At 59.8% G+C, this 23591-nt stretch carries 25 protein-coding genes; 11 read left to right on the forward strand and 14 right to left on the reverse strand.

From position 1 onward, the window contains the following. The 3 genes from ACYZTY_RS28935 to ACYZTY_RS28945 all read right to left on the reverse strand — a co-directional run bounded on the left by ACYZTY_RS28935 (position 1) and on the right by ACYZTY_RS28945 (position 1791). Entirely contained in the window at positions 1–642 is a 642-nt protein-coding gene (locus ACYZTY_RS28935) for a thiol:disulfide interchange protein DsbA/DsbL (protein ID WP_461956467.1), read from the reverse strand. Positions 643–842: 200 nt separating this feature from the next. Further along, positions 843–1454: a c-type cytochrome gene (locus tag ACYZTY_RS28940; RefSeq protein WP_461956468.1), complete on the reverse strand. Its 612-nt coding sequence runs from the start codon at positions 1452–1454 to the stop codon at positions 843–845. Between the two features lie 46 nt (positions 1455–1500). After that, positions 1501–1791, reverse strand: a complete 291-nt coding sequence (locus ACYZTY_RS28945; RefSeq protein WP_008156007.1) for a c-type cytochrome — start codon at positions 1789–1791, stop codon at positions 1501–1503. A gap of 191 nt (positions 1792–1982) precedes the next feature. On the opposite strand from ACYZTY_RS28945, the gene yihA reads away from it, so the two are divergent. After that, positions 1983–2627: a ribosome biogenesis GTP-binding protein YihA/YsxC gene (gene yihA / locus ACYZTY_RS28950; RefSeq protein ID WP_109627074.1), complete on the forward strand. Its 645-nt coding sequence runs from the start codon at positions 1983–1985 to the stop codon at positions 2625–2627. 286 nt (positions 2628–2913) lie between these two features. Here yihA and polA read toward each other — a convergent pair whose 3' ends face one another. Continuing rightward, positions 2914–5685, reverse strand: a complete 2772-nt coding sequence (polA, locus tag ACYZTY_RS28955; protein ID WP_461956469.1) for a DNA polymerase I — start codon at positions 5683–5685, stop codon at positions 2914–2916. A gap of 74 nt (positions 5686–5759) precedes the next feature. Between polA and ACYZTY_RS28960 the strand changes: the two genes are divergently transcribed. Both ACYZTY_RS28960 and ACYZTY_RS28965 read left to right on the forward strand, forming a co-directional pair. Further along, positions 5760–6050 (forward strand): DUF2782 domain-containing protein, encoded by a 291-nt coding sequence (locus ACYZTY_RS28960; protein WP_034149452.1) that lies wholly within the window; start codon positions 5760–5762, stop codon positions 6048–6050. Positions 6051–6108: 58 nt separating this feature from the next. After that, on the forward strand, positions 6109–7059 hold the full coding sequence (locus ACYZTY_RS28965; RefSeq protein WP_461956470.1) for a homoserine kinase: 951 nt from the start codon (positions 6109–6111) through the stop codon (positions 7057–7059). A gap of 88 nt (positions 7060–7147) precedes the next feature. On the opposite strand, the gene ACYZTY_RS28970 is transcribed toward ACYZTY_RS28965, so the two are convergent. Beyond that, positions 7148–8068: a zinc ABC transporter substrate-binding protein gene (locus ACYZTY_RS28970; protein ID WP_461956471.1), complete on the reverse strand. Its 921-nt coding sequence runs from the start codon at positions 8066–8068 to the stop codon at positions 7148–7150. Positions 8069–8134: 66 nt separating this feature from the next. Between ACYZTY_RS28970 and zur the strand changes: the two genes are divergently transcribed. Genes zur through ACYZTY_RS28990 form a run of 4 tightly spaced genes read left to right on the forward strand, consistent with a single transcriptional unit; the run spans position 8135 to position 10937 of the window. Then, positions 8135–8617, forward strand: coding sequence for a zinc uptake transcriptional repressor Zur (gene zur / locus ACYZTY_RS28975; protein ID WP_461956472.1), 483 nt, complete (start codon positions 8135–8137; stop codon positions 8615–8617). Beyond that, positions 8617–9402, forward strand: coding sequence for a zinc ABC transporter ATP-binding protein ZnuC (gene znuC, locus ACYZTY_RS28980; protein ID WP_461956473.1), 786 nt, complete (start codon positions 8617–8619; stop codon positions 9400–9402). Before zur ends, znuC begins: the two co-directional genes overlap by 1 nt. Further along, the gene (gene znuB / locus ACYZTY_RS28985) at positions 9395–10183 is read left to right on the forward strand and encodes a zinc ABC transporter permease subunit ZnuB (RefSeq protein ID WP_017341765.1); all 789 of its coding nucleotides are present in this window, start codon (positions 9395–9397) and stop codon (positions 10181–10183) included. Before znuC ends, znuB begins: the two co-directional genes overlap by 8 nt. 37 nt (positions 10184–10220) lie before the next feature. After that, a complete protein-coding gene (locus tag ACYZTY_RS28990) occupies positions 10221–10937 on the forward strand; it encodes a PA5502 family lipoprotein (protein ID WP_461956474.1) in 717 nt (238 codons plus the stop codon). Between the two features lie 120 nt (positions 10938–11057). On the opposite strand, the gene katE is transcribed toward ACYZTY_RS28990, so the two are convergent. Further along, the gene (katE, locus tag ACYZTY_RS28995) at positions 11058–13196 is read right to left on the reverse strand and encodes a catalase HPII (protein WP_461956475.1); all 2139 of its coding nucleotides are present in this window, start codon (positions 13194–13196) and stop codon (positions 11058–11060) included. 260 nt (positions 13197–13456) lie between these two features. Between katE and ACYZTY_RS29000 the strand changes: the two genes are divergently transcribed. From ACYZTY_RS29000 to ACYZTY_RS29010, 3 genes are all read left to right on the forward strand, one after another. Continuing rightward, positions 13457–14464 (forward strand): methionine ABC transporter ATP-binding protein, encoded by a 1008-nt coding sequence (locus ACYZTY_RS29000; RefSeq protein ID WP_461956476.1) that lies wholly within the window; start codon positions 13457–13459, stop codon positions 14462–14464. Then, complete coding sequence (locus ACYZTY_RS29005) at positions 14464–15138, forward strand: methionine ABC transporter permease (RefSeq protein ID WP_461956477.1); 675 nt, start codon at positions 14464–14466, stop codon at positions 15136–15138. Before ACYZTY_RS29000 ends, ACYZTY_RS29005 begins: the two co-directional genes overlap by 1 nt. A gap of 61 nt (positions 15139–15199) precedes the next feature. Beyond that, complete coding sequence (locus ACYZTY_RS29010) at positions 15200–15970, forward strand: MetQ/NlpA family ABC transporter substrate-binding protein (protein WP_131059103.1); 771 nt, start codon at positions 15200–15202, stop codon at positions 15968–15970. Between the two features lie 148 nt (positions 15971–16118). Here the strand turns inward: ACYZTY_RS29010 and ACYZTY_RS29015 are convergent, their stop codons facing one another. From ACYZTY_RS29015 to ACYZTY_RS29035, 5 genes are read right to left on the reverse strand one after another with little or no spacing between them, the layout of a single operon-like run. Beyond that, a complete protein-coding gene (locus ACYZTY_RS29015) occupies positions 16119–16754 on the reverse strand; it encodes an SCO family protein (protein ID WP_461956478.1) in 636 nt (211 codons plus the stop codon). Then, positions 16751–17650: a heme o synthase gene (gene cyoE, locus ACYZTY_RS29020; RefSeq protein ID WP_461956479.1), complete on the reverse strand. Its 900-nt coding sequence runs from the start codon at positions 17648–17650 to the stop codon at positions 16751–16753. The genes ACYZTY_RS29015 and cyoE overlap by 4 nt, the downstream gene beginning before the upstream one ends. After that, positions 17638–18717, reverse strand: a complete 1080-nt coding sequence (locus tag ACYZTY_RS29025; protein ID WP_461956480.1) for a COX15/CtaA family protein — start codon at positions 18715–18717, stop codon at positions 17638–17640. Before ACYZTY_RS29025 ends, cyoE begins: the two co-directional genes overlap by 13 nt. Before the next feature lie 10 nt (positions 18718–18727). Beyond that, a complete protein-coding gene (locus ACYZTY_RS29030) occupies positions 18728–19321 on the reverse strand; it encodes a hypothetical protein (RefSeq protein WP_461956481.1) in 594 nt (197 codons plus the stop codon). Then, a complete protein-coding gene (locus ACYZTY_RS29035; protein ID WP_461956482.1) occupies positions 19287–20027 on the reverse strand; it encodes an SURF1 family protein in 741 nt (246 codons plus the stop codon). Before ACYZTY_RS29035 ends, ACYZTY_RS29030 begins: the two co-directional genes overlap by 35 nt. A 70-nt stretch (positions 20028–20097) precedes the next feature. Here ACYZTY_RS29035 and ACYZTY_RS29040 point away from each other — a divergent pair, with 70 nt between their 5' ends. Then, entirely contained in the window at positions 20098–20301 is a 204-nt protein-coding gene (locus tag ACYZTY_RS29040) for a twin transmembrane helix small protein (RefSeq protein WP_008152470.1), read from the forward strand. Positions 20302–20335: 34 nt separating this feature from the next. Here ACYZTY_RS29040 and ACYZTY_RS29045 read toward each other — a convergent pair whose 3' ends face one another. The 3 genes from ACYZTY_RS29045 to ctaD form a co-directional block, all read right to left on the reverse strand. Continuing rightward, entirely contained in the window at positions 20336–21223 is an 888-nt protein-coding gene (locus ACYZTY_RS29045) for a cytochrome c oxidase subunit 3 (protein WP_461956483.1), read from the reverse strand. Between the two features lie 25 nt (positions 21224–21248). After that, positions 21249–21800: a cytochrome c oxidase assembly protein gene (locus ACYZTY_RS29050; RefSeq protein ID WP_461956484.1), complete on the reverse strand. Its 552-nt coding sequence runs from the start codon at positions 21798–21800 to the stop codon at positions 21249–21251. A 195-nt stretch (positions 21801–21995) separates the two neighbouring features. After that, positions 21996–23582 carry a cytochrome c oxidase subunit I gene (ctaD, locus tag ACYZTY_RS29055; RefSeq protein ID WP_461956485.1) on the reverse strand — a complete coding sequence of 529 codons (1587 nt, stop codon included), beginning with the start codon at positions 23580–23582 and terminating at the stop codon, positions 21996–21998. Positions 23583–23591 lie beyond the last annotated feature (9 nt).

The following is a 23591-nucleotide window of genomic DNA, read 5'->3' on the forward strand; positions in this document are numbered from 1 at the left end:
TTAGTTGGCAGCAGCCTTGTTAGCCGCTCGCTCTTTGTCGATCAGCTTGTCGGCCAGTTGCAATGCTTGCTCGGCGCCGCCGGCAGAGCCCACGTCGAAGCGATACTTGCCGTTGACGATGATGGTCGGAACGCCGGTGATTTCGTACTTTTTGGCCAGGTCAGTGGCCTTGACGATCTGGCCCTTGATGGCGAAGGAGTCGAAGGTGGCCAGGAACTTGTCCTTGTCTACGCCCTGAGTGGCCAGGAAGTCTGCCATTTCATTCTTGTCGACTAGCTTTTTGTGTTCTTTCTGGATGGCGTTGAATACCGCAGCGTGAACCTTGTTTTCGACGCCCATGGCTTCAAGGGTCAGGAACAGCTGGCCGTGTGCGTTCCACGGGCCGCCGAACATGGCCGGAATACGGACGAAGTTCACGTCGGAAGGCAGCTTCTCGACCCAAGGGTTGATCACCGGCTCAAACGCGTAGCAATGCGGGCAGCCATACCAGAACAGCTCCACCACTTCGATCTTGCCAGGCACGGCGACCGGAACCGGGTTGCTCAGTTCGACATAAGGGGCGGCGGGTGCTTCGGCGGCTTGGGCAGTCATGCCGAACAGGCTGGCAGCGACGAGTGCGGCGCTGATGATCAGATTACGCATGCTTTACTCCTGGACAATTTTGGTCGCCTCGCGCGACCTGTTTTCAGACAGGTCCTGGCGGGCTTGAGTTCTGTAGTGTAACGGCAGCGGCCACAAAAAAGGGCGGCCTGAGCCACCCTTTTTATACTTGCTGCGACGGATTAATGGAGCGTTAACGTTGCAGGAGATGTAAGCCCCGCGCGGCGCCCGATTCGCCGGTCTTAATGCAGGCCCTGAATGTAGCTGGACACCGCTGCGATATCTTCGTCGCTCAGCTTTTTGGCAATGGTCTGCATCGGTTTGGTATCGCCATCGTTGGCACGACCGCCTTCTTCCTTGCGGAAGTCGGTCAATTGCTTGGCAACATACTGAGCATGCTGGCCACCCAGGTGCGGGAAGCCGGCAGCCGCGTTGCCCTTGCCGTCCGGAGAGTGGCAGCCGGTGCAGGCTGGCAGGCCCTTGGCCAGGTCGCCGCCACGGAACAATGCTTCACCGCGAGACACGACTTTCGGGTCGGCGGCGCCAACACTGCCTTTCTGGCTGGCGTAGTAGGCGGCGATATCGGCCAGGTCCTGATCGCTCAGGTTGGTCAGCAGGCCGGTCATTTCCAGAACGGTGCGCTTGCCGGACTTGATGTCGTGCAGCTGCTTGTTCAGATAACGCTCGCCCTGGCCTGCCAGTTTCGGAAAGTTAGGCGCCATGCTGTTGCCATCCGGGCCATGACAGGCGCCACATACTGCGGCTTTCGCCTGACCAGCAGTTGCATCACCTGCAGCATGGGCTATGCCGGAGATCCCCACGGTCAACAGCAGACTCACGATCAATTTGTTCATCAGCTAATCCAACTACGGCTAAGGGTTAAAGAGTTATGGGCCGGGATCACTCGCTCATCCACTGGATGATGGCTTGGTAATCCTCGGCACTGCAGTCCATGCACAAACCACGCGGCGGCATCGCCTTGAAACCCTGGGTCACGTGTTGCACCAGCGTCTCCATACCTTTCGCCAACCTCGGCGTCCAAGCTTCCTGATCGCCCTTTTTGGGCGCCATGGGGAGTTGGCCGGAATGACAGGCACCACAAACACGGTTGTACACAGCTTCCGGATCCTGTGTAGCCTGAGCGCTGTAAAGCGGCATCAAGACACCGGCAGCTAGCAGCCATTTCGTCATAAAACGACCTTTTCAGGGTTGAGAGCGTTCTGCGTTCTAATGCGCAATCAAGGTCAATCGCTCTCGTGAACTTCATCCTACGCTGGGACAAAGCGCACACAAAATCTGCGGCATTATATACTGGCGTCACTGAAACGGAAACGACACCGCTTGCCGCGTCCATTCCCGGCGCCGCCCACATCGGAAATCCCATGCAACTCAAGAACCCCATCCTCGGCCTGTGCCAACAGTCCACCTTCATGCTCAGCGCCGCCAAAGTCGACCAATGTCCCGACGACGAAGGCTTTGAAGTGGCCTTCGCCGGTCGTTCCAACGCCGGCAAGTCCAGTGCGTTGAACACTTTGACGCACGCCAGCCTGGCGCGGACCTCGAAAACCCCGGGTCGCACGCAGCTCTTGAACTTCTTCAAGCTAGACGATGATCGTCGTCTGGTCGACCTCCCGGGTTACGGTTACGCGAAAGTGCCTATCCCGTTGAAGCTGCACTGGCAGCGTCACCTGGAAGCTTATCTGGGTGGTCGCGAGAGTTTGAAAGGTCTGATTCTGATGATGGACATCCGTCATCCAATGACCGATTTCGACCTGTTGATGCTCGACTGGGCCGTCGCCAGCGGCATGCCGATGCACATTTTGCTGACCAAAGCCGACAAGCTGACCTACGGCGCGGCAAAAAACGTCCTGCTCAAGGTCCAGACAGACATCCGCAAAGGGTGGGGCGATGCGATCAGTATTCAGCTGTTTTCGGCGCCAAAACGCATGGGCCTGGAAGACGCCTACACTGTACTGGCAGGCTGGATGGAACTGGCGGACAAAGGCTCCGAAGTTGCCCAGCAATAAATCGCAGGCAAAAAAAACCCCGGACTTCTTATGGGGAGGGGGAAGTTCCGGGGTTCAAGTTCCGGACCGTTAGGGCGGGGTCCAGATATCTGCCAACACTTAACACAACATAGGAGCATCGAAGGGCTTCACCAGCCATTCAGTAACTCTGAGTGGCGGTTCACGGGTTTAGTTCCTCAGGCGATCAAAATCCATTCGGAATAAGTCCAAGCATTTTTCGAAATAAGAGCCCTTCGACTTTCTGCCGCGGCGCTATGCCGCAGCAGAAAACGCCTTTTCAGATGGCTCAGTGAGCCTCATCCCAGTTATTGCCTACGCCAACCTCGACCAGAAGCGGCACATCCAGCTTCACGGCGTCGCTCATGTGCGCGCGAATTTCATCGCGGACCTGGTCGACCAGATCTTCACGCACCTCAAGCACCAATTCATCGTGCACCTGCAGGATGACTTTGGCGTCCAGGCCCGATGAGGTCAGCCAGTTATCCACCGCCACCATGGCTTTCTTGATGATGTCCGCCGCCGTGCCCTGCATCGGGGCGTTGATCGCCGTGCGCTCGGCACCTTTGCGCAGGGCCGGGTTTTTCGCGTTGATTTCTGGCAGGTACAGGCGACGACCGAAGATCGTCTCGACAAAACCTTGCTCGGCCGCCTGGGCGCGGGTGCGTTCCATGTATTCCAGAACACCCGGGTAGCGGGCAAAATAACGGTCGATGTACGCCTGGGATTGCTTGCGATCCACGCCGATCTGCTTGGCCAGGCCAAACGCGCTCATGCCGTAGATCAAACCGAAGTTGATCGCCTTGGCGCTGCGACGCTGATCGGTGGTGACATCGGCCAGTTCCACGCCGAACACTTCGGCGGCGGTGGCCTTGTGCACGTCCAGATCGTTGCGGAACGCGTGCAGCAAACCTTCGTCCTTGGCCAGGTGAGCCATGATCCGCAGTTCGATCTGCGAATAGTCCGCCGCCAGCAGCTTGTAGCCTTTAGGCGCGACGAACGCCTGACGAATCCGACGCCCTTCAGCCGTGCGGATCGGAATGTTCTGCAAGTTCGGATCACTGGACGACAAACGCCCGGTCGCCGCGACAGCCTGATGATAAGACGTGTGAATCCGCCCGGTGCGCGGGTTGATCTGCTCCGGCAAGCGATCGGTGTAAGTGCTTTTCAGTTTGCTCATCGAGCGGTACTGCATCAGCACTTTGGGCAGCGGGTAATCCTGCTCGGCCAATTCCGCGAGGACGGCTTCGGCGGTGGATGCCTGGCCCTTGGCGGTTTTGCTGAGGATCGGCAGCCCGAGCTTTTCGTACAGGATCACGCCCAATTGCTTCGGCGAGCCGAGGTTGAATTCTTCGCCGGCGATGGCAAATGCCTCACGCTCCAGTGCGACCATTTTGTCGCCCAGCTCAACGCTTTGAATGCCCAGCAGGTTGGCATCGACCAACGCGCCCTGGCGTTCGATCCGTGCCAGCACCGGCACCAGCGGCATTTCGATTTCGCTCAGGACTTTGCTCAGGCTCGGGATGGCATTGAGCTTTTCCTGCAAGGTTTGATGCAGGCGCAGCGTTACGTCGGCGTCTTCGGCGGCGTAAGGCCCAGCCAGTTCCAGCGAGATCTGGTCGAATGTCAGCTGCTTGGCGCCCTTGCCGGCGATGTCCTGGAAGCTCGTAGTGGTGTGGTTCAGGTACTTCAGCGCCAGGCTGTCCATGTCGTGACGGGTCGCGGTGGAATCCAGCACGTAGGATTCGAGCATGGTGTCGAACGCGATGCCTTGCACGGTGATGCCGCAGCTCTGGTCACCACCGATGGCGCAGTTGGCCAGGATGTTCATGTCGAACTTGGCGTGCTGGCCGACCTTGAGTTTGTTCGGGTCTTCCAGAATCGGTTTCAGCGCGCGCAGCACAGTATCGCGATCGAGCTGATCCGGCACGCCCATGTAGGAATGGGTCAGCGGGATGTAGGCCGCTTCGTTGGCTTGTACCGCGAAAGACAGCCCGACCAGTTGCGCCTGCTGCGCATCGATGCCAGTGGTTTCAGTATCGAAGGCTATCAGCTTGGCGTCGTTGAGCTTCTTCAGCCACAGGTCGAAATCGGCCTGGGTGAGGATCGTGGTGTACTTGAGTTCAGTCTCGACAGCGGCTTCTTCAACCACCGGAGCGGTGACTTCCTGGCCGGAACGCTTGGCGTCGCGCTGGTTGTCGTCGAACCAGCTCTTGAATTCCAGCAGGGTGTAGAGCTCTGCGAGTTTGTCGTGATCCGGCGGGCCCATTTGCAGGTCGTCGAGGCCGATGTCCAGCGGCACGTCGATCTTGATGGTCGCCAGTTGATAAGAGAGGAACGCCATCTCCTTGTGCTCTTCGAGCTTGGCCGGCAGGGTCTTGGCGCCGCGAATCGGCAGGGTCGGGACGATGTCGAGCTGTGCGTACAGCTCGGTCAGGCCGCCGTTCACACCGACCAGCAGGCCCGAAGCGGTCTTCGGACCAATGCCCGGAACGCCCGGAATGTTGTCGGAAGAATCGCCCATCAGTGCCAGATAATCGATGATCTGCTCGGGAGCGACGCCGAATTTCTCCTTCACGCCCTCCACGTCCATGCTGCTACCGGTCATGGTATTGACCAAGGTAATGTGGCCGTCGACCAGTTGCGCCATGTCCTTGTCGCCGGTGGAGATCACCACCGGGCGGTCAGCCGCCGCGCTGCTGCGGGCCAGTGTGCCGATCACGTCATCGGCCTCGACGCCTTCGACGCACAGCAGCGGGAAGCCCAGCGCGATCACGCTCTGGTGCAGTGGCTCGATCTGCACGCGCATGTCATCCGGCATGCTCGGACGGTTGGCCTTGTATTCGGCGTACATGTCATCGCGAAACGTCCCACCCTTGGCGTCGAACACCACGGCGAACGGACTGCCCGGGTACTGCTTGCGCAGACTCTTGAGCATGTTCAGCACGCCTTTGACCGCTCCGGTCGGCAAACCTTTGGAAGTGGTCAGCGGCGGCAGGGCGTGAAAGGCGCGGTACAGGTAAGAAGAACCGTCCACCAGGACGAGGGGGGCTTGGCTCATGAGCAGGATCAACCTTTTCGGCGGGTCCGGCGCTAGAATAGCGGGACCGTTGACGACAAAGGGACAAGGTTATCATGCGCACACTAAATCGCCTGTTGCTGGCTGGCTTGTTTGCAACCGTTCCCTTGGCTGTCATGGCGGCGGACGATGCGCCGACACCGGAGCCGGAAGTCACGATCCGCACGGAAGGGGACAAGGTCATTCAGGAATACCGCCAAAACGGTTTCCTGTACGCGATCAAGGTCACGCCGAAGGGGGCACCGCCCTATTTTCTGGTGCGTGCGGACGGTACAGATGCAAACTTCATCCGCTCGGATCAGCCGGATATGCTGATTCCGTCGTGGAAAATTTTTGAGTGGAAGTAGTTTCTTAATTTCAATCGGCGCTGGCTCAAGCAGCGGCGCCCGTACTGGCAGTTTAAACATGTCTGTGTTCACCCCGCTGGCTCGGCCCGAGCTGGAAACCTTTCTCGCCCCATACGGGCTCGGCCGCCTGCTTGATTTCCAGGGGATTGCCGCCGGTAGTGAGAACACCAATTTCTTCATCAGTCTGGAGCAGGGCGAATTTGTCCTGACCCTGGTTGAGCGCGGTCCGGTTCAGGAGATGCCGTTCTTCATCGAACTGCTCGACGTGCTGCACGAAGCCGATCTGCCGGTGCCGTACGCGCTGCGCACCACCGATGGCGTTGCCTTGCGCGAACTGGCCGGCAAGCCTGCGCTGTTGCAGCCACGTCTGGCCGGCAAGCACATCAAGGTCGCCAACGCGCAGCATTGCGCTCAAGTCGGCGAGTTGCTGGGCCATCTGCACCTGGCGACCCAGGCCAACATGATCAAGCGCAAAACCGATCGTGGCCTGGACTGGATGCTGGAGGAGGGCACGCAGTTGCTGTCCCACCTGAATGCCGAGCAAAGCGATCTGCTGCAACGGGCGCTGGACGAAATCACGCAGCAGAAAACGAAAATTCTGGCGTTGCCAAGGGCCAACATCCACGCCGACCTGTTTCGCGACAACGCGATGTTCGAAGGCACGCACCTGACCGGGCTGATCGACTTCTACAACGCCTGTTCGGGACCGATGCTCTACGACGTGGCGATTGCCTTGAATGACTGGTGTTCAGACGATGACGGTCTGATCGACGGACCGCGAGCGCGAGCATTGCTCGGGGCTTATGCGGCATTGCGGCCGTTCACGGCAGCCGAAGCCGAGCTGTGGCCGACCATGCTGCGCGTGGCGTGTGTGCGGTTTTGGTTGTCACGGTTGATCGCCGCGGAATCTTTCGCCGGGCAGGACGTGTTGATTCACGATCCGATGGAGTTCCAGCAGCGGTTGGCGCAGCGGCAGAAGGTCAGCACACCGCTGCCGTTCGCCCTCTAAAAGCTTCGCGGGCAAGCCTCGCTCCTACAGGTTGGTGTGATCTGTAGGAGCGAGGCTTGCCCGCGAATGGGGCGCCGCAATTCTGGAATTACAACGACTCCAGACACCCCGCCAAATCATTCCCCAACTTCTCCAACACCTGCTCATACCCCTGAGCAGTCGCCGGCGTGTACCCGCCCAGCGCATCCAGCTCCGCCAACTTCACCGGCAGACCGGCCACCAGCGTTTCCGCCAGGCGCGGACGCAACGGCGGCTCACTGAACACACAGGTCTTTCCAACTTCCTGCAAGCGCGTGCGCATTGCCGCGACATGCTGAGCCCCCGGCTGCACTTCGGCTGCAACGCTGAATACCCCGGTGTGCTTGAGGCCGTAAGCCTCTTCGAAGTAGTCGAAAGCCTCGTGGAACACGAAGTACGGTTTGCCCGCGATCCCCGCAAGGCGCGCCTTCAGTCGCAGGTCCAACGCATCCAGACGCTCATCGAACGCCTTGAGGTTGCTCTGATAACGCGCCGCATTGGCTGGATCGGCCGCACTCAGGTCAGCAGCCATTTTGCGGGCGATTACGCGGGCGTTCACCGGTGACAACCACAAATGCGCGTCCAGGCTGCCTGGACGATGATCGTGGTCATGTTCGTCGGCTTCTTCCGCGTGGGAATGGCTGTCCTCGGCGAAACGGCGCAGTTTCAGCCCCGGCAAATCTTGCACGGCGACGCTCGGCAGCGTACGACCGTTCAACACGCGAGGCAGGAAACCTTCCAAGTCCGGACCAATCCAGTAAACCAGATCCACCGATTGCACCTTCCGTACGTCGGAAGGGCGCAAGGCATAGTTATGCGGTGAAGCTCCCGGTGGCAGTAATACCTCCGGAATCGCCACGCCGTCCTGCACCGCAGCGGCAATCAGCTGTAGCGGCTTGATGCTGGTAAGGACTTTGACGTCGGCCTGGGCCGAACCCATCAACAGAAAAGTTGCGACAAATGCGACAAAGATAGAAAAAAGTCGGGACACGATGACCACTCGAAGAGGCGAGAACGGGTAACATAATAACGTCTCTCACAAAACTCGTCGCCGCTCATGCCTAAAACACCGATTGCCAGCCGTCCCCACGACCACTCTCATTGCGTGCATAGCGCTCTGTCGGAGGCCGATGCCTTGTGCGCACGTCAAGGCTTGCGCCTGACCGCCTTGCGTCGGCGGGTGCTGGAACTGGTGTGGCAAAGTCACAAACCGCTGGGTGCCTACGACATCCTCGCGGTACTCAGCGAGCAGGACGGCCGCCGCGCCGCGCCGCCCACCGTGTACCGCGCGCTGGATTTCCTGCTGGAAAACGGCCTTGTCCACCGCATCTCTTCGTTGAACGCCTTCATTGGCTGCAATTATCCTGAGCATGCCCACCAGGGCCAGTTCCTGATTTGCCGCGAATGCCACGCCGCCATCGAGCTCGAACAGAAATCCATCAGCGACGCGATCATCAGCAGCGCCAAGGATGTCGGGTTTGTCGTCGAAGGCCAGACCGTTGAAGTCGTCGGTCTCTGTTCGGGTTGCCAGGGGGCTTGATGAGCAACGCGCTGATCCGCCTCGAGCAGGTTGCCGTCACCTTTGCCGGGCAAAACGTGCTGGATAACATCGAGCTGAGCGTCGAGCCGGGGCAGATTGTCACCCTGATCGGCCCGAATGGTGCGGGTAAAACGACGCTGGTGCGCGCCGTACTCGGTCTGTTGAAGCCGGACAGCGGCAGCGTCTGGCGCAAGCCGAAATTGCGGGTCGGTTACATGCCGCAAAAACTTCACGTCGATCCGACGCTGCCGTTGTCTGTGCTGCGCTTCTTGCGTCTGGTGCCGGGCGTGGATCGCGCCCGAGCCTTGGCGGCACTCAAGGAAGTCGGCGCCGAGCAGGTGATCGACAGCCCGGTGCAAAGTGTTTCCGGCGGTGAAATGCAGCGGGTGCTGCTGGCTCGGGCCTTGTTGCGTGAGCCGGAATTGCTGGTGCTTGACGAACCGGTGCAAGGCGTCGATGTGGCCGGTCAGGCCGAGCTCTACAGCCTGATCACTCGACTGCGCGACCGTCACGGCTGCGGCGTGTTGATGGTCTCCCACGATTTGCACCTGGTCATGAGCACCACCGACCAGGTGGTTTGCCTGAATCGTCATGTCTGCTGCTCCGGGCACCCGGAACAGGTCAGCGGTGATCCGGCGTTCGTCGAGCTGTTCGGAAAGAACGCACAAAGCCTGGCGATTTATCACCACCACCACGACCACGCCCATGACCTGCATGGCTCGGTAGTCAGCGCGGCCCCGGCGGCCCACACCCATGTCCATGGAGATAGCTGCAAGCATGGCTGATTTTCTGCTCTACGCCCTGCTTGCAGGTCTGGCTTTGGCACTGGTCGCAGGACCGCTGGGTTCGTTTGTGGTTTGGCGGCGCATGGCCTATTTCGGCGACACCCTGTCCCACGCGGCCTTGCTCGGCGTGGCGTTGGGCTTTTTGCTGGATGTCAGCCCGACCGTGGCAGTCACCGTCGGCTGTTTGCTGTTGGCGGTGCTGCTGGTGACGTTGCAACAGCGTCAGCCGCTGGCGTCCGACACGCTTTTGGGAATTCTCGCACCGAGCACGCTCTCTCTGGGCCTGGTCGTACTAAGCTTCATGCACGAAGTGCGGATCGACCTGATGGCTTATCTGTTCGGCGACTTGCTGGCGATCAGCCCGACCGATCTGGCCTGGATTCTCGGCGGCAGCGCGGCCGTTCTAGCCTTGCTGGTGACATTGTGGCGGCCATTGCTGGCAATCACGGTGCACGAAGAATTGGCCAGAGTGGAAGGTTTGCCGGTGCCGGCGCTGCGCCTGACCCTGATGTTGCTGATCGCTGTGGTGATCGCTGTGGCGATGAAAATCGTCGGTGTTTTGCTGATTACTTCGCTGTTGATCATTCCGGCGGCTGCGGCACAACGTCACGCCCGCTCGCCGGAGCAGATGGCACTGGGCGCGAGCCTGCTGGGGATGCTCGCGGTCTGTGGCGGGTTGGCGCTGTCGTGGTTCAAGGACACCCCGGCGGGACCCTCGATTGTTGTGACGGCCGCCGCACTGTTTCTGCTGAGTTTTGTCCTGCCCCGTCGAGGGGTGTAGACTTGCTCGTTTTTTGCGCAAATAGAGAGTCGCAGGAATGAAGCTGTTAGCCTCCCGTTATCTGCTCCTTGTCGCATTTTCGCTGCTACTGGGCGCTTGCCAAAGCACGCCATCGGCCACCTCTGAGGCGACCGATGCTCGCGCCACGGCGATCGCGCAGCTGGAACAAAACCTGGCCAGCAGCGAGCTGGCCACCGCCGAAGATCAACTGGCGACCTTGCAGGCCCAGTCGCCCGACGACCCGTCCCTCGTGCAATATCAGCGGCAATTGGCCGAAGCCTATCTGCGCCGCAGCCAGATCGTGCTGCAAAAAGGCGATGTGAATGCGGCCGCCACGGCGCTGGCCCGGGCTCGGGCGTTGATGCCCAAGGCTCCGGCGCTGACTGGTGGGGTCAACAACGCCATCGTTAATGCGCGTAAAGCCGAGCTGGACAGGGCCGAAGCGGCGCTGTTGGCTGCTGAGGCCAAACCGCAGGCGAAAGTGATCGATCCGACTGCTGAAAGCACCACAGTTGCTTTAAACCTCACCGATATGACTAAGCTTCGCCGCCAATTGGATGCGATTGCCGCCGATGTGGTGAATTACCAGTGCGACGTGAGTATTCAGGCGCCGCGTACCCAGGATTACCCTTGGTTGGCCACGTTGCTGACCAAACGGGTGAAGAAGCTGGATTCGAATTTTGAGTTGAATCTGGAAAGACAGATCCTGCGCAACGTTCCGGCGCAGATGGTCTTGAGCCCTCGTAAACCCTAAAAGCTTCGCGGGCAAGCCTCGCTCCTACAGAATCCCATCGTTCACGACATTGGCGAACGACGCGAAACCCTGTAGGAGCGAGGCTTGCCCGCGAAGGCGTCCTTCCTATCGATGTAAAACCTAAGCCGGAACCGCCTTGGCCTTCGGCTCCCGATCCCAAACCCTATGCTGCCCGATCGCCGCAAAAAACGGTTTGATCAACTTGGCATCCGCTCCCACGATCAACCCCGCATCCACCTCAAGCTTCAACACATCCAGCAACTGCTTCGCCTCGCCATGCAACGCAATCGCCTTCAAGTGCTTGTACGCCTCCAACAGGTAATGCAGCGCCACGCCATCGCCGCTCAACGCCTTGATCGACGCCGCGCCACCGGGCACGAACACTGCGTCGAACGCCACTGACGGCAACCCTTCCATCGACGCATCTACCGGTAGTGTTTTGCCATCGGCGGTGGTCACAGGTGCGGAGGTCGGGCCGAGCAACTTGGCGTGTGCCCCTTCGGCCTTCAACGCCTTCTTCATCGCATCAATCGCAGCACCATCGACACCGTTGGCCGCAAGAATCGCCACTTTGCGGGTTTTGATATCCGCCGGCAGCAGGTTGGCCTGGCTCAAGGCCGGTGAGCGGTCCGGGGAGGTTTTACGCACTTCGACGGTTCCAGCCTTTGGCGCCGGCAAGCCGAGGTTCTGTGCCACGCGCTTGGCCAGTTCCAGATCAATATTGGCCAGGATTTCATTCACCTGACGCGCCCGGATGAACTCCCGCTCGACCTTGCCCAACTCAAAGCTGTAAGCCGAGATGATGTGTTCCTGCTCGTGCTTGCTCATGCTGTGGAAAAACAGGCGCGCCTGGGAGAAATGGTCGCTGAACGACTCGCTGCGCTGGCGAATCTTGTTGGCGTCGATGCGCTCCGGGTAGGACTCGAATCCACCGTCCTGCGCGGCGGGTGGCGTTTCTTTCGGCCAACCGCCATCGATGGAGTTCGGCTCGTAGGACGCCCGACCCTTGTCGATGGTGGTGCGATGCAACGCATCCCGTTGGCCGTTATGGAACGGCGCCACCGGGCGGTTGATCGGGATTTCGTGAAAGTTCGGCCCGCCGAGTCGGCTGATTTGCGTATCGGTGTAGGAAAACAGTCGACCTTGCAGCAAAGGATCGTTGGAGAAGTCGATTCCCGGCACGATATGGCCTGGGCAGAACGCAACCTGCTCGGTTTCCGCAAAGAAGTTGTCGGGGTTACGGTTGAGGGTCATTTTGCCCAACGGGGTAATCGGCACCAGTTCTTCCGGGATCAACTTGGTCGGGTCGAGGATATCGAAGTCGAATTTATGTTCGTTTTCTTCCTCGATGACCTGCACGCCCAGTTCCCATTCCGGGTAGTCGCCCATCTCGATCGACTCCCACAGATCGCGACGGTGATAGTCGGTGTCTTTACCGGCGAGCTTCTGCGCTTCATCCCACACCAGCGAGCAAGTACCGGCGGTAGGGCGCCAGTGGAATTTGACGAAGCGTGATTTTCCTTCGGCATTGATCAAGCGGAACGTGTGCACACCAAAGCCTTGCATGCTACGCAAACTCTTTGGGATCGCCCGGTCGGACATGGCCCAGATCACCATGTGCGCTGATTCCGGCACCAGGGAAACGAAGTCCCAGAAGGTATCGTGGGCCGAGCCGCCGGTAGGAATCTCGTTATGCGGTTCGGGTTTCACCGCATGCACGAAGTCAGGAAACTTGATCGCATCCTGAATGAAAAACACCGGCATGTTGTTGCCCACCAGGTCGAAGTTGCCTTCGTCGGTGAAGAACTTCACGGCGAAACCTCGTACGTCCCGCACGGTATCGCCCGACCCGCGAGGGCCCTGCACCGTGGAGAAACGCACGAATACCGGGGTTTTCTTGCCCGGATCCTGTAGGAATCCAGCCTTGGTCAGTACCGAATGGTTTTCATAGCTCTGGAAAAAACCATGAGCGCCAGTGCCTCGGGCATGGACGATGCGCTCCGGGATGCGCTCATGGTCAAAGTGCGTGATCTTTTCACGCATGATGAAATCTTCCAGCAATGACGGTCCGCGAGCGCCGACTTTCAAGGTGTTCTGGTTGTCCGACACCTTCACGCCCTGATTGGTGCGCAGGGCTTGTTCGGTGGCATCGGAGCGGAATTTTTCCAGGCTATCGAGCTTGGCGTTGGTGTTGCCGCGGTCCAGGGTATCGGTCCCGGCCATTGCGCTTTTGGGGGCGGCAGGCTTTTTAGTACTCATCAGTCGTAAACTCCTCGTTGCGATCCCGTAGCCAGGACTCATATGCATTCCCCAGGCACGGCACCGGGGGCGTTTTCGAGTTGCCTTATTAGTGACTGATGAGCTTTTTAGCCGTTCCTTTTTTCTAACCTTTGATCGCGTTATTGCCAAATGGAAGGTTGAATGCGGAATAAATGCTAATAACCTCTATACGGACAGGCTAAAATGCGCGCCCGGCTAACCGCTGACCCTATTCCAACGCGCCCCACAAGGTTCGCTACGTGATCGAGTTTCAAAACGTCCACAAAACCTACCGCGTCGCCGGTAAGGATATCCCCGCCCTGCACCCGACCAGTCTGACGATTGAGAACGGTCAGGTCTTTGGCCTGATCGGTCATTCCGGTGCGGGGAAAAGTACCCTGCTGCGTCTGATCAATCGCCTGGAAGAGTCCAGTGGCGGCAAGATCTTCGTCGACGGCGAAGAAGTCACGGCGCTCGACGCCAACAGCCTGCGACGCTTCCGCCAGCAGGTCGGGATGATTTTCCAGCACTTCAACCTGCTGGCGTCCAAGACCGTGGCCGACAACGTCGCGCTGCCACTGACCCTGGCCGGTGAACTGTCACGTAGCGAGATCGACCAGCGTGTCGCCGAGTTGCTGGCGCGGGTGGGCTTGTCCGACCACGCCAAGAAGTATCCGGCGCAGCTGTCCGGCGGCCAGAAGCAGCGTGTCGGCATTGCCCGCGCCCTGGCGACCAAGCCAAAAATCCTGTTGTGCGACGAAGCCACCAGCGCCCTGGACCCGCAGACCACTGCGTCGGTCCTGCAATTGCTGGCCGAGATCAATCGCGAGCTGAAACTGACCATCGTCCTGATCACCCACGAGATGGACGTGATCCGCCGGGTCTGCGACCAAGTCGCGGTAATGGACGCCGGTGTGATCGTCGAGCAAGGTTCTGTCGCCGAGGTGTTCCTGCATCCCAAGCACCCGACCACCAAGCGTTTCGTGCAAGAAGACGAACAGATCGATGAAAGCGAACAGCGTGACGACTTCTCTCACGTGCCCGGCCGCATCGTGCGTCTGACCTTCCAGGGCGAAGCGACCTACGCGCCGTTGCTGGGTACCGTCGCTCGGGAAACGGGTGTGGACTACAGCATCCTGGCCGGTCGCATCGACCGCATCAAAGACATCCCCTACGGGCAGTTGACCCTGGCCGTTACCGGCGGCGACATGGAGGCGGCGTTCGCCCACTTCACCGCGGCTGACGTCCACATGGAGGTCCTGCGCTGATGGAAATCCTGACAAGTTTCTTCGTAAACATCGACTGGTTCGAAATCTGGCTGGCCACCGGCGACACCCTGCTGATGCTCTTCGGTTCGTTGTTGTTCACCGTTTTGCTCGGCCTGCCGTTGGGCGTGCTGTTGTTCCTGTGCAGCCCGCGTCAGTTGCTGGAAGCCAGAGGCGTCTACGCGATGCTGTCGCTGATGGTGAACATCCTGCGTTCACTGCCGTTCATTATTCTGCTGATCGTGATGATCCCGTTCACCGTGTTGATCACCGGCACGTCCCTCGGGGTTGCCGGTGCCATTCCACCGTTGGTGATCGGCGCTACGCCGTTCTTCGCGCGACTGGTGGAAACCGCCCTGCGTGAAGTGGATCGCGGCATCATCGAGGCCACCCAGGCGATGGGTGCCACGACACGGCAGATCATCACCAATGCATTGCTGCCGGAAGCCCGTCCAGGCATCTTCGCGGCGATTACGGTGACAGCGATTACACTGGTGTCCTACACGGCAATGGCCGGTGTGGTCGGCGCGGGTGGTCTGGGCGACCTGGCGATCCGTTTCGGTTACCAGCGTTTCCAGCCTGATGTGATGGTCGTGACCGTGATGTTGCTGCTGGTGCTGGTGCAAGTGCTGCAAACCGTTGGCGACAAGCTGGTTGTCCATTTCTCACGTAAATAAGACTGAGCCGGCCATTCGCTGGCAGGCGCCAAAGACAGGCGCCTCACATGGAGTTAGCTGAATGAAAAAACTACTCGTCGCGTTCGCTACCGTTGCCGCGTTTTCCGCTCACGCGGATACCCTGACCGTCGCAGCCACCCCGGTTCCGCACGCCGAAATCCTCGAATTCGTTAAACCGGCCCTGGCCAAAGAAGGCGTGGACCTGAAGGTCAAAGTCTTCACCGACTACATTCAGCCGAACGTGCAAGTCGCCGAAAAACGTCTGGACGCCAACTTCTTCCAGCACCAGCCGTACCTCGATGAATTCAACAAGGCCAAGAGCACTAATCTGGTTGCCGTTGCCGGCGTGCATCTGGAACCGCTGGGCGCTTACTCCAGCAAGTACAAAGCGCTGACCGAGCTGCCAGGCGGCGCCAACGTGGTGATCCCGAACGACGCCACCAACGGCGGCCGTGCGCTGTTGCTGCTGGCCAAGGCTGGCCTGATCAAGTTGAAGGATTCGAACAACATCCTGGCGACCGTGAAGGACATCACCGAGAACTCCAAGGACCTGAAGTTCCGTGAACTGGAAGCCGCGACCATCCCGCGCGTGCTGACCCAGGTCGACCTGGCGCTGATCAACACCAACTACGCGCTGGAAGCCAAGCTTGATCCGTCCAAGGACGCGCTGGTCATCGAAGGTAACGACTCGCCTTACGTGAACATCCTCGTTGCCCGTCCGGACGACAAGGACAGCGAAGACATGAAGAAACTGGTTGCTGCGCTGCACAGCCCGGAAGTGAAAGCCTTCATCCTCGAGAAGTACAAAGGCGCGGTATTGCCGGCGTTTTGATTTAACGCTGTAACGAAAAATGGGGCGCATTGAATGCGCCCCATTTTTTATGCCTGTAACACCGACCTGTAGGAGCCAGGCTTGCCGGCGAAGGCGGTCTTACGGGCGCCTTCGCCGGCAAGCCTGGCTCCTACAGGGGGCGTGTTTCTTACTTGCGGGTAAGCATCACCGGCAACTGCGCCACCAACTTGGCGTTGTTCAACGGTGCGCGAATGAAACCACGCTGTGTCCCGTCCGGCCCGATGACCGCCAGGTTGCCGCTGTGATCGACGGTGTAATTCGGCTTGCTGGTGTCCGCCGGAATGAACGGAATGCTCACCGCGTTGGCCAGTTTCTGGATGTCTTCCACCGACGAAGCCGTAAGGCCCTGAAACTGCGGATCGAAGTAACCCAGGTACTGCTTGAGCTGCTTGGGCGTGTCGCGATTCGGGTCGACGCTGACCAGGATGATCTGCAACTTGGCCACAGCCTCTGGCGGCAGTTCGCTTTTGATCTGGCGCAGTTGGGCGAGGGTGGTCGGGCAGATGTCCGGGCAGAAGGTGTAGCCGAAGAACAGCAGCGACCATTTGTCTTTCAGCTCGTTGACCGCGACTGGCTTGCCGTCCTGATCGGTCATCGTCACGTTCGGCAAGTTGCGGCTTTGCGGCAGCAAAATGATCCCGGCGTCGATCAGGGCCGTCGGATCGCCCTGGCCTTTGCCGGACAGCACTTTATTGATGGTCAGGCCCAGAACCAGCGCGATCAGGGCGACGAGTATAAAGACGGTTTTCTGAGTTCGAGTCATAGGTTCAACAGTAAGTAGTGGTCTACGAGCAGCGCGATAAACAGCAGGAACAAGTAGTAGATAGAGTACTTGAAGGTGTTGATCGCCGCGTGCGGTCGAGTGCCACGGTACAGCACCACGGCCCATTGCAGAAACCTTGCGCCCAGTCCCAGCGCGCAAATCAGGTAGAGCATGCCGCTCATGTGGATCACGTACGGCATCAGGCTGACCGCCAGCAGCGCGAAGGTATAAAGCAGGATGTGGACCTTGGTGTAGTGCTCGCCATGGGTCACCGGCAGCATCGGGATATCGGCCTTGGCGTATTCCTCTTTGCGGTGAATGGCCAGGGCCCAGAAGTGTGGCGGGGTCCAGGCGAAGATAATCAGCACCAGCAGCAAGGGTTCGGCGCTGATATGACCGGTTGCAGCGGTCCAGCCGAGCAACGGCGGAGCAGCACCGGCCAGGCCACCGATGACAATGTTCTGCGGCGTCGCGCGTTTCAGGAAGCCGGTGTAGACCACCGCATAGCCGAGCAAGGACGCGAGGGTCAGCCAGGCCGTCAGCGCGTTGGTGAAGGCCAGCAGTACGGCTTGCCCAAGCACCGCCAATACCAGGGCAAACGTCAGCGCCGCTGCCGGTGACACCCGACCTTCGGCCAAGGGACGTTTGTGAGTTCTGGCCATGACCGCATCGATACGCCGGTCCACCACATGGTTCACCGCCGCCGCACCGCCCGCACACAAGGCAATTCCCAGATTGCCGAACACCAACACCGTCCACGGCACCCCGGCGCGGGTCGCGAGAAACATGCCGACCAGCGAGGTGATGAGCATTAGCACCACCACTTTCGGCTTGGTCAGCTCCAGGTAGTCACGCCAGATCGCCTGGCTGTGACGTTCGCCGATCAGAGTCGCCATGGCATCTCTCCTTTTATTGTTATGGGCCCGGCTGAGTGTTTACGCGGGCTGAAACGCCAGCGCGCAGGGTTTTGCTGTTTGACCCGAACCAGGCTGGTCCGCGCGTGATAATTGACCAGCACCATCGTCAGCAACAGGGCTGCGCCGCCCGCGTTATGCGCGACGGCGACGGGCAGCGGCAAGTGAAAGAGAACGTTGCTGACGCCCAGCGTGATCTGTGCCGCGAGGGCGATCAGCACCAGCCCTGCCAGGCGCGTCATGCCGACCACTTTCAGTTGCCAGGCCAGGCCCAGCAACACGAGCGTCACCAGCAACGCGCCGATTCGGTGAGTCAGATGAATCGCCGTACGGGCATCGCTGTCCAGTTGCCCGCCGAGGTAATTGGGGCCGATGTGTTGGGTCAAGTGAAAACCATTGGCGAAATCAGCCGGTGGCAGCCATTCCCCGTGGCAGGTCGGGAAGTCGATGCAGGCCACCGCCGCGTAGTTGGAACTGACCCAGCCACCGAGGGCGACTTGCAGGATCACCAGCAGCAACCCGGCCGTCGCCCAGTGCTGCAAGCGCCGTGGCACGGTCAGCGCCGGCAGTACGCCGGACAGGCGCAAGGTCAGCAAAAACAGCAGGCTCAAGGTCGCAAAACCGCCGAGCAGATGCCCGGTCACCACTTGCGGCCAGAGCTTGAGCGTCACCGTCCACATGCCGAACGCCGCTTGGGCGATCACCACCGCCAGCAGAAACAACGGCAACTTCACCGGTTGGCCCGGATGACGACGATGCACCCAGGCGCGACCGGCCAGCACCGAAATCAACAACCCCAGCGTGCCGGCGAAGTAGCGGTGGACCATTTCGTTCCAGCCTTTGTGGGCTTCGACGGGCGCATCGGGAAAGTGCAATTCGGCATGGGCCAACTGGGCTTCGCTTTTCGGCACGCTGATAAAGCCGTAGCAACCCGGCCAGTCCGGGCAACCGAGGCCGGCATGGGTCAGGCGGGTGTATGCACCGAGCAACACCACAATCAGTGCCAGCAAGGTGGCAAACAGCGCGAGGCGAAATCCAGGTTTGGCCATGACGATGCCCTTATCCGATGTTCGACAGTTTCAGCAGATGTCGCAGGTCGTTGAGCAGGTCCTTACCCTTCACCGTCGGGTCGTAGCGCAGCACCAGATTGCCGTGGGGGTCGATGATCCACAGCTGGGGCACGGCTTTGTCGCCGGTGGTCTTGCTGAAGGTGGTCAGGTCCATTGGGTAACGTTGCAGTTGCGGGTATTCGCGGGTCAGCTTGGCGTCGTAATCGGCCGTCAGCGGTTGCGCCGCGGCCAGGGCGTGACTGGCACGCCCGGCATCGCGGCCGAGACCGATCTGGATCTGCCGCGCCAGATAAACCAGCTGCTGGCAGTCCACCGAACATTCCTTGGGCGCCGTGACCAGCAATTGCCAACGCTCCTCTTGCGCCTGCACGCCAAGGTCGGCGCGGGTCTGGCCGTTGCCGATCAGCTCGCCGTGATAACTGCGGCCCTCCGGCACCCAGAACTGCAATTTGTACATGCCGGTGGCGAGGATCATCGGACCGATCACTCCAAGCAGGATCAGCAGCAACTGCAAGCGGCCCTTGCGCCGACTCGCCGGCGTTTTCGCCTCAGACATGCTGGGTGGATTCATGGCCGCTCCCATGGTGTTTCTCCTTTGCGTTGTGCCAGCCGAGATAGAGATAAAGGCCGAACAGGGCGATCGACATGGCGAACCACTGCACGGCATAAGCGATGTGTTTTTCCGGCCCCATGGCCACCACCGGCCAATCGGCCTGATAGGACGCGGGGCCGGTTTCTGCGCGTAATTCGTAGGCAAAACCTTCGCGATCCAGCGCCGTCCAGAGCCTGGCCGGCTCGACCGCGGTAATCAGTTGTGGCCACGTGGTGGTGTTCGGGTCAGCGTGCAATTGGAAGGTGGCGCCGGGGGAGACATAGACCCAGGCATCGAGACTCATGGCCTGAGCCGGGGTAGTGAACTGCGGCGGGGTGCGTCGGTCCGGCCACGGCAGCCAGCCGCGATTGACCAGCAGCCAGAGACCGGTCGCCTGGTCCTGAAACGGTTGCAGCAGTTCGACGCCAACCCTGCCGCCACGTTGGCGGTTATCCAGCAACAGGCTGTGTGCGGCATCGAACTGGCCGTGCAGTCGGACCCGGCGAAAGGCTGGATCCTCAGTGTGTAGCAGCTCGGTGCTGGCCATCGGTTCCGCCGCCCGGCGCTCGGCATAGCTTTGCAGCAGCGCGCTTTTTTCCGCGCCCCGGCTCAATTGCCAGAACCCGAGTGACACCAGCATGGGCAGCAACAACGCGACCACCAGGGTCGGCACGATGCCCGGCCGAAAGCGCTTCATGGCGTCGCCAGAAAGTCAGTAATCGCGATAGCTATACTCAAGTGCATCGCCTTTCCCCCGGAGTCTCACCATGCTCAAAGCAGCCATCGTCCTGATGCTGATTGCCACGGTTGTCAGCCTGTTCAGCGGCCTGTTTTTTCTGGTCAAGGACGACAGCAGCTCGAACCGCCTCGTCATTGCCTTGAGTGTTCGTGTTGCGCTGGCCGCCATCACCGTCGGCTTGATCGCCTGGGGTTTTTTCAGCGGCCAGTTGGTGTCCCACGTTCCGTGGTAGCTACAAGCTACAAGCTTGAAGCTTGAAGCTGCTCTTAAAGCACGTAGACGAAAACGAACAACCCGATCCACACCACGTCCACGAAGTGCCAATACCAACTCGCCGCTTCAAACCCGAACTGGTGCTCGTTATCGAAGTGCCCGCGCATGATCCGCATCAGCATCACAAACAGAATGATGGTGCCGATGGTCACGTGGGCGCCGTGGAATCCGGTGAGCATGAAGAACGTTGCGCCGTAGATGCCGGAACCCAGGGTCAGGCCCAGTTCTTGATAGGCGTGGATGTATTCTTCGGCCTGGAAACCAAGAAATGCGCAACCGAGCAATACGGTCAGCGCCAGCCAGATTTTCAGCGCGCCGCGATGGCCCTTTTTCAAAGCGTGGTGGGCAATGGTCACGGTGACGCTGGAACTGACCAGCAGCACGGTATTGAGCAGCGGCAGGCCCCACGGACTGATCACGTCCTTGGGCGGCGGGAACAGTTTCGAGTCAGGGTTGTTCAGCAACGGCCAGACAAATTCAAAGTTCGGCCAAAGCATGTGAGCCAGGCCTTTCGCGCCTTCACCGCCGAGCGCCGGACCGGACACGTGACGCACATAAAACAGGGCGCCGAAGAATGCGATGAAGAACATCACCTCCGAGAAGATGAACCAGCTCATGCCCCAGCGAAACGAGCGATCCATCTGCGCGCTGTACAACCCTTGGCGACTTTCCTTGATCACCGTTCCGAACCAGCCGAACAGCATGTACGCCAGCAGCAGGCTACCGACGAAAAAGATCAGCGGGCCGTGGGATTCCGGCCGCGCAGCCTTCAGGTCGTTGAACCAGGTGGCCAGGCCCAACACCGTGACGAACATACCGACGGTGGCGATGATCGGCCATTTGCTTTGGGCCGGTACGTAATAGTGTTCATGAGTTGCCATTTATTGTTCTCCTTATCGGGCACGCTCAGCCGCCAGTGTTTACAGCCACCGGTGGATGTCGGGCGGTGATATCGAACAGCGTGTAGGACAGCGTCAGGTGCTTCACTTCCTTGGGCATGTCGCGATCAACGATGAAACGTACCGGCATCTCGATCCGTTGACCGGGCTGCAGCACTTGCTGGGTAAAGCAGAAACATTCGGTCTTGTGGAAATACGCCGCGGCATTGCTCGGCGCGATGCTCGGCACCGCCTGGGCGCTCATCGGGCGATCGGTCGGGTTATGCGCGATGAAAATCATCTCGTTCACCGCCCCCGGGTTGGCCGTCAGTTCGTCACTTTTTGGATAGAAATCCCAGGACATGTCGGCGGCATTGGTCGACAGAAATTGCACGCGCACCTGGCGCGAAGTGTCGACCGTTTGTTCGCCATCGTACTGCCCGCCGGTCTTGCCATTGATGCCGAACGCCTTGCACATCACGTCGTAGATCGGCACCAGGGCAAACCCGAAGACAAACATCGCCACCACCACCAACAGCAGGCGGGTGACCAGCTTCTTCATCGAAATCGAATCAGCCATGGTGCGAACCCTCCACACCAAATTGTGGTGCCCACAAACCTGTGGCGAGGGGATTTATCCCCGTCGGGCTGCGAAGCGGCCCCAAAACCTGCAATCGAGGTGTACCAGGCATAGCGTGTGGGCGGGTTTCACGACTGCTTCGCAGCCGAACGGGGATAAATCCCCTCGCCACAAGGGCTTCGCCGATTGAAGTGTTCATTTCACTTCCGGCGGTGTGGTGAAGGTGTGATATGGCGCCGGTGACGGAATGCTCCATTCAAGGCCTTCCGCTCCATCCCACGGTTTGGCCGGTGCCGGCTCGCCGCCGCGGATGGTCTTGATCACGATGAACAGGAAGAAGATCTGCGTGGCGCCGAACATGAACGCGCCGATCGACGACACCATGTTGAAGTCGGCGAATTGCAGGTTGTAGTCCGGAATCCGCCGCGGCATGCCCGCCAGCCCCACGAAATGCATCGGGAAGAAGGCCATGTTCATGCCGATGAACGAGAGCCAGAAGTGCAGCTTGCCGAGGGTTTCGTCGTACATGTGGCCGGTCCATTTCGGCAGCCAGTAATAGGCCGAAGCGAAGATCCCGAAGATCGCCCCCGGCACCAGCACGTAGTGGAAATGCGCGACCACGAAATACGTGTCCTGGTACTGGAAGTCCGCCGGGGCGATGGCAAGCATCAGTCCGGAGAAGCCACCGATGGAGAACAGAATCACGAACGCCACCGCGAACAGCATCGGCGTCTCGAAAGTCAGCGAGCCCTGCCACATGGTGCTGGCCCAGTTGAACACCTTGACCCCGGTGGGTACCGCGATCAGCAGCGTGGCGTACATGAAGAACAACTCGCCCACCAGCGGGATGCCGACCACGAACATGTGGTGCGCCCAGACGATGAACGACAGGAACGCAATGCTTGCCGTCGCATAAACCATCGAGGTGTAGCCGAACAGCGGCTTGCGCGAGAAGGTCGGAATGATCGAGCTGACGGCACCGAAGGCCGGCAGGATCATGATGTACACCTCGGGGTGACCGAAGAACCAGAACACGTGCTGGAACAACACCGGATCACCACCACCCGCGGCACTGAAGAAGCTGGTGCCGAAGTGGATGTCCATCAGCATCATCGTCACGCACCCTGCCAGCACCGGCATCACCGCAATCAGCAGGAATGCGGTGATCAGCCAGGTCCAGACGAACAGCGGCATTTTCATCAACGTCATGCCGGGGGCGCGCAGGTTGAGAATGGTCGCGATCACGTTGATCGCGCCCATGATCGAGCTGATCCCCATCAAGTGAATGGCGAAAATGAAGAACGTCACGCTTTCCGGTGCGTAGGTCGTCGACAGCGGAGCGTAGAACGTCCAGCCGAAGTTCGGTCCACCACCAGGGGTGAACAGGGTCGACACCAGCAGGATGAACGCCGCCGGCAACAGCCAGAAGCTGAAGTTGTTCATCCGTGGCAAGGCCATGTCCGGCGCGCCGATCATCAACGGGATCATCCAGTTGGCGAGGCCGACGAAGGCCGGCATCACCGCACCGAAGACCATGACCAGGCCGTGCATGGTGGTCATCTGGTTGAAAAATTCCGGCTGGACGATTTGCAGTCCCGGCTGGAACAGCTCGGCGCGAATCACCATCGCGAACGAGCCACCCAACAGGAACATGGAGAACGCAAACCACAGGTACAACGTGCCGATGTCCTTGTGGTTGGTGGTCAGCACCCAACGCATCAGGCCTTTGGCGGGACCGTGGGCGTGATCGGCATGACCATGGTCATCGATGACGGCGCTCATGGCGTGTCT

The sequence above is a fragment of the Pseudomonas sp. LB1P83 genome, assembly GCF_054897885.1.

Coding starts and splice junctions, on each gene's coding strand:
- ACYZTY_RS28935 (WP_461956467.1), bottom strand. CDS start 642: ATGCGTAATCTGATCATCAGCGCCGCACTCGTCGCTGCCAGCCTGTTC.
- ACYZTY_RS28940 (WP_461956468.1), bottom strand. CDS start 1,454: ATGAACAAATTGATCGTGAGTCTGCTGTTGACCGTGGGGATCTCCGGC.
- ACYZTY_RS28945 (WP_008156007.1), bottom strand. CDS start 1,791: ATGACGAAATGGCTGCTAGCTGCCGGTGTCTTGATGCCGCTTTACAGC.
- yihA (WP_109627074.1), top strand. CDS start 1,983: ATGCAACTCAAGAACCCCATCCTCGGCCTGTGCCAACAGTCCACCTTC.
- polA (WP_461956469.1), bottom strand. CDS start 5,685: ATGAGCCAAGCCCCCCTCGTCCTGGTGGACGGTTCTTCTTACCTGTAC.
- ACYZTY_RS28960 (WP_034149452.1), top strand. CDS start 5,760: ATGCGCACACTAAATCGCCTGTTGCTGGCTGGCTTGTTTGCAACCGTT.
- ACYZTY_RS28965 (WP_461956470.1), top strand. CDS start 6,109: ATGTCTGTGTTCACCCCGCTGGCTCGGCCCGAGCTGGAAACCTTTCTC.
- zur (WP_461956472.1), top strand. CDS start 8,135: ATGCCTAAAACACCGATTGCCAGCCGTCCCCACGACCACTCTCATTGC.
- znuC (WP_461956473.1), top strand. CDS start 8,617: ATGAGCAACGCGCTGATCCGCCTCGAGCAGGTTGCCGTCACCTTTGCC.
- znuB (WP_017341765.1), top strand. CDS start 9,395: ATGGCTGATTTTCTGCTCTACGCCCTGCTTGCAGGTCTGGCTTTGGCA.
- ACYZTY_RS28990 (WP_461956474.1), top strand. CDS start 10,221: ATGAAGCTGTTAGCCTCCCGTTATCTGCTCCTTGTCGCATTTTCGCTG.
- katE (WP_461956475.1), bottom strand. CDS start 13,196: ATGAGTACTAAAAAGCCTGCCGCCCCCAAAAGCGCAATGGCCGGGACC.
- ACYZTY_RS29005 (WP_461956477.1), top strand. CDS start 14,464: ATGGAAATCCTGACAAGTTTCTTCGTAAACATCGACTGGTTCGAAATC.
- ACYZTY_RS29010 (WP_131059103.1), top strand. CDS start 15,200: ATGAAAAAACTACTCGTCGCGTTCGCTACCGTTGCCGCGTTTTCCGCT.
- ACYZTY_RS29015 (WP_461956478.1), bottom strand. CDS start 16,754: ATGACTCGAACTCAGAAAACCGTCTTTATACTCGTCGCCCTGATCGCG.
- cyoE (WP_461956479.1), bottom strand. CDS start 17,650: ATGGCGACTCTGATCGGCGAACGTCACAGCCAGGCGATCTGGCGTGAC.
- ACYZTY_RS29025 (WP_461956480.1), bottom strand. CDS start 18,717: ATGGCCAAACCTGGATTTCGCCTCGCGCTGTTTGCCACCTTGCTGGCA.
- ACYZTY_RS29030 (WP_461956481.1), bottom strand. CDS start 19,321: ATGGGAGCGGCCATGAATCCACCCAGCATGTCTGAGGCGAAAACGCCG.
- ACYZTY_RS29035 (WP_461956482.1), bottom strand. CDS start 20,027: ATGAAGCGCTTTCGGCCGGGCATCGTGCCGACCCTGGTGGTCGCGTTG.
- ACYZTY_RS29040 (WP_008152470.1), top strand. CDS start 20,098: ATGCTCAAAGCAGCCATCGTCCTGATGCTGATTGCCACGGTTGTCAGC.
- ACYZTY_RS29045 (WP_461956483.1), bottom strand. CDS start 21,223: ATGGCAACTCATGAACACTATTACGTACCGGCCCAAAGCAAATGGCCG.
- ACYZTY_RS29050 (WP_461956484.1), bottom strand. CDS start 21,800: ATGGCTGATTCGATTTCGATGAAGAAGCTGGTCACCCGCCTGCTGTTG.
- ctaD (WP_461956485.1), bottom strand. CDS start 23,582: ATGAGCGCCGTCATCGATGACCATGGTCATGCCGATCACGCCCACGGT.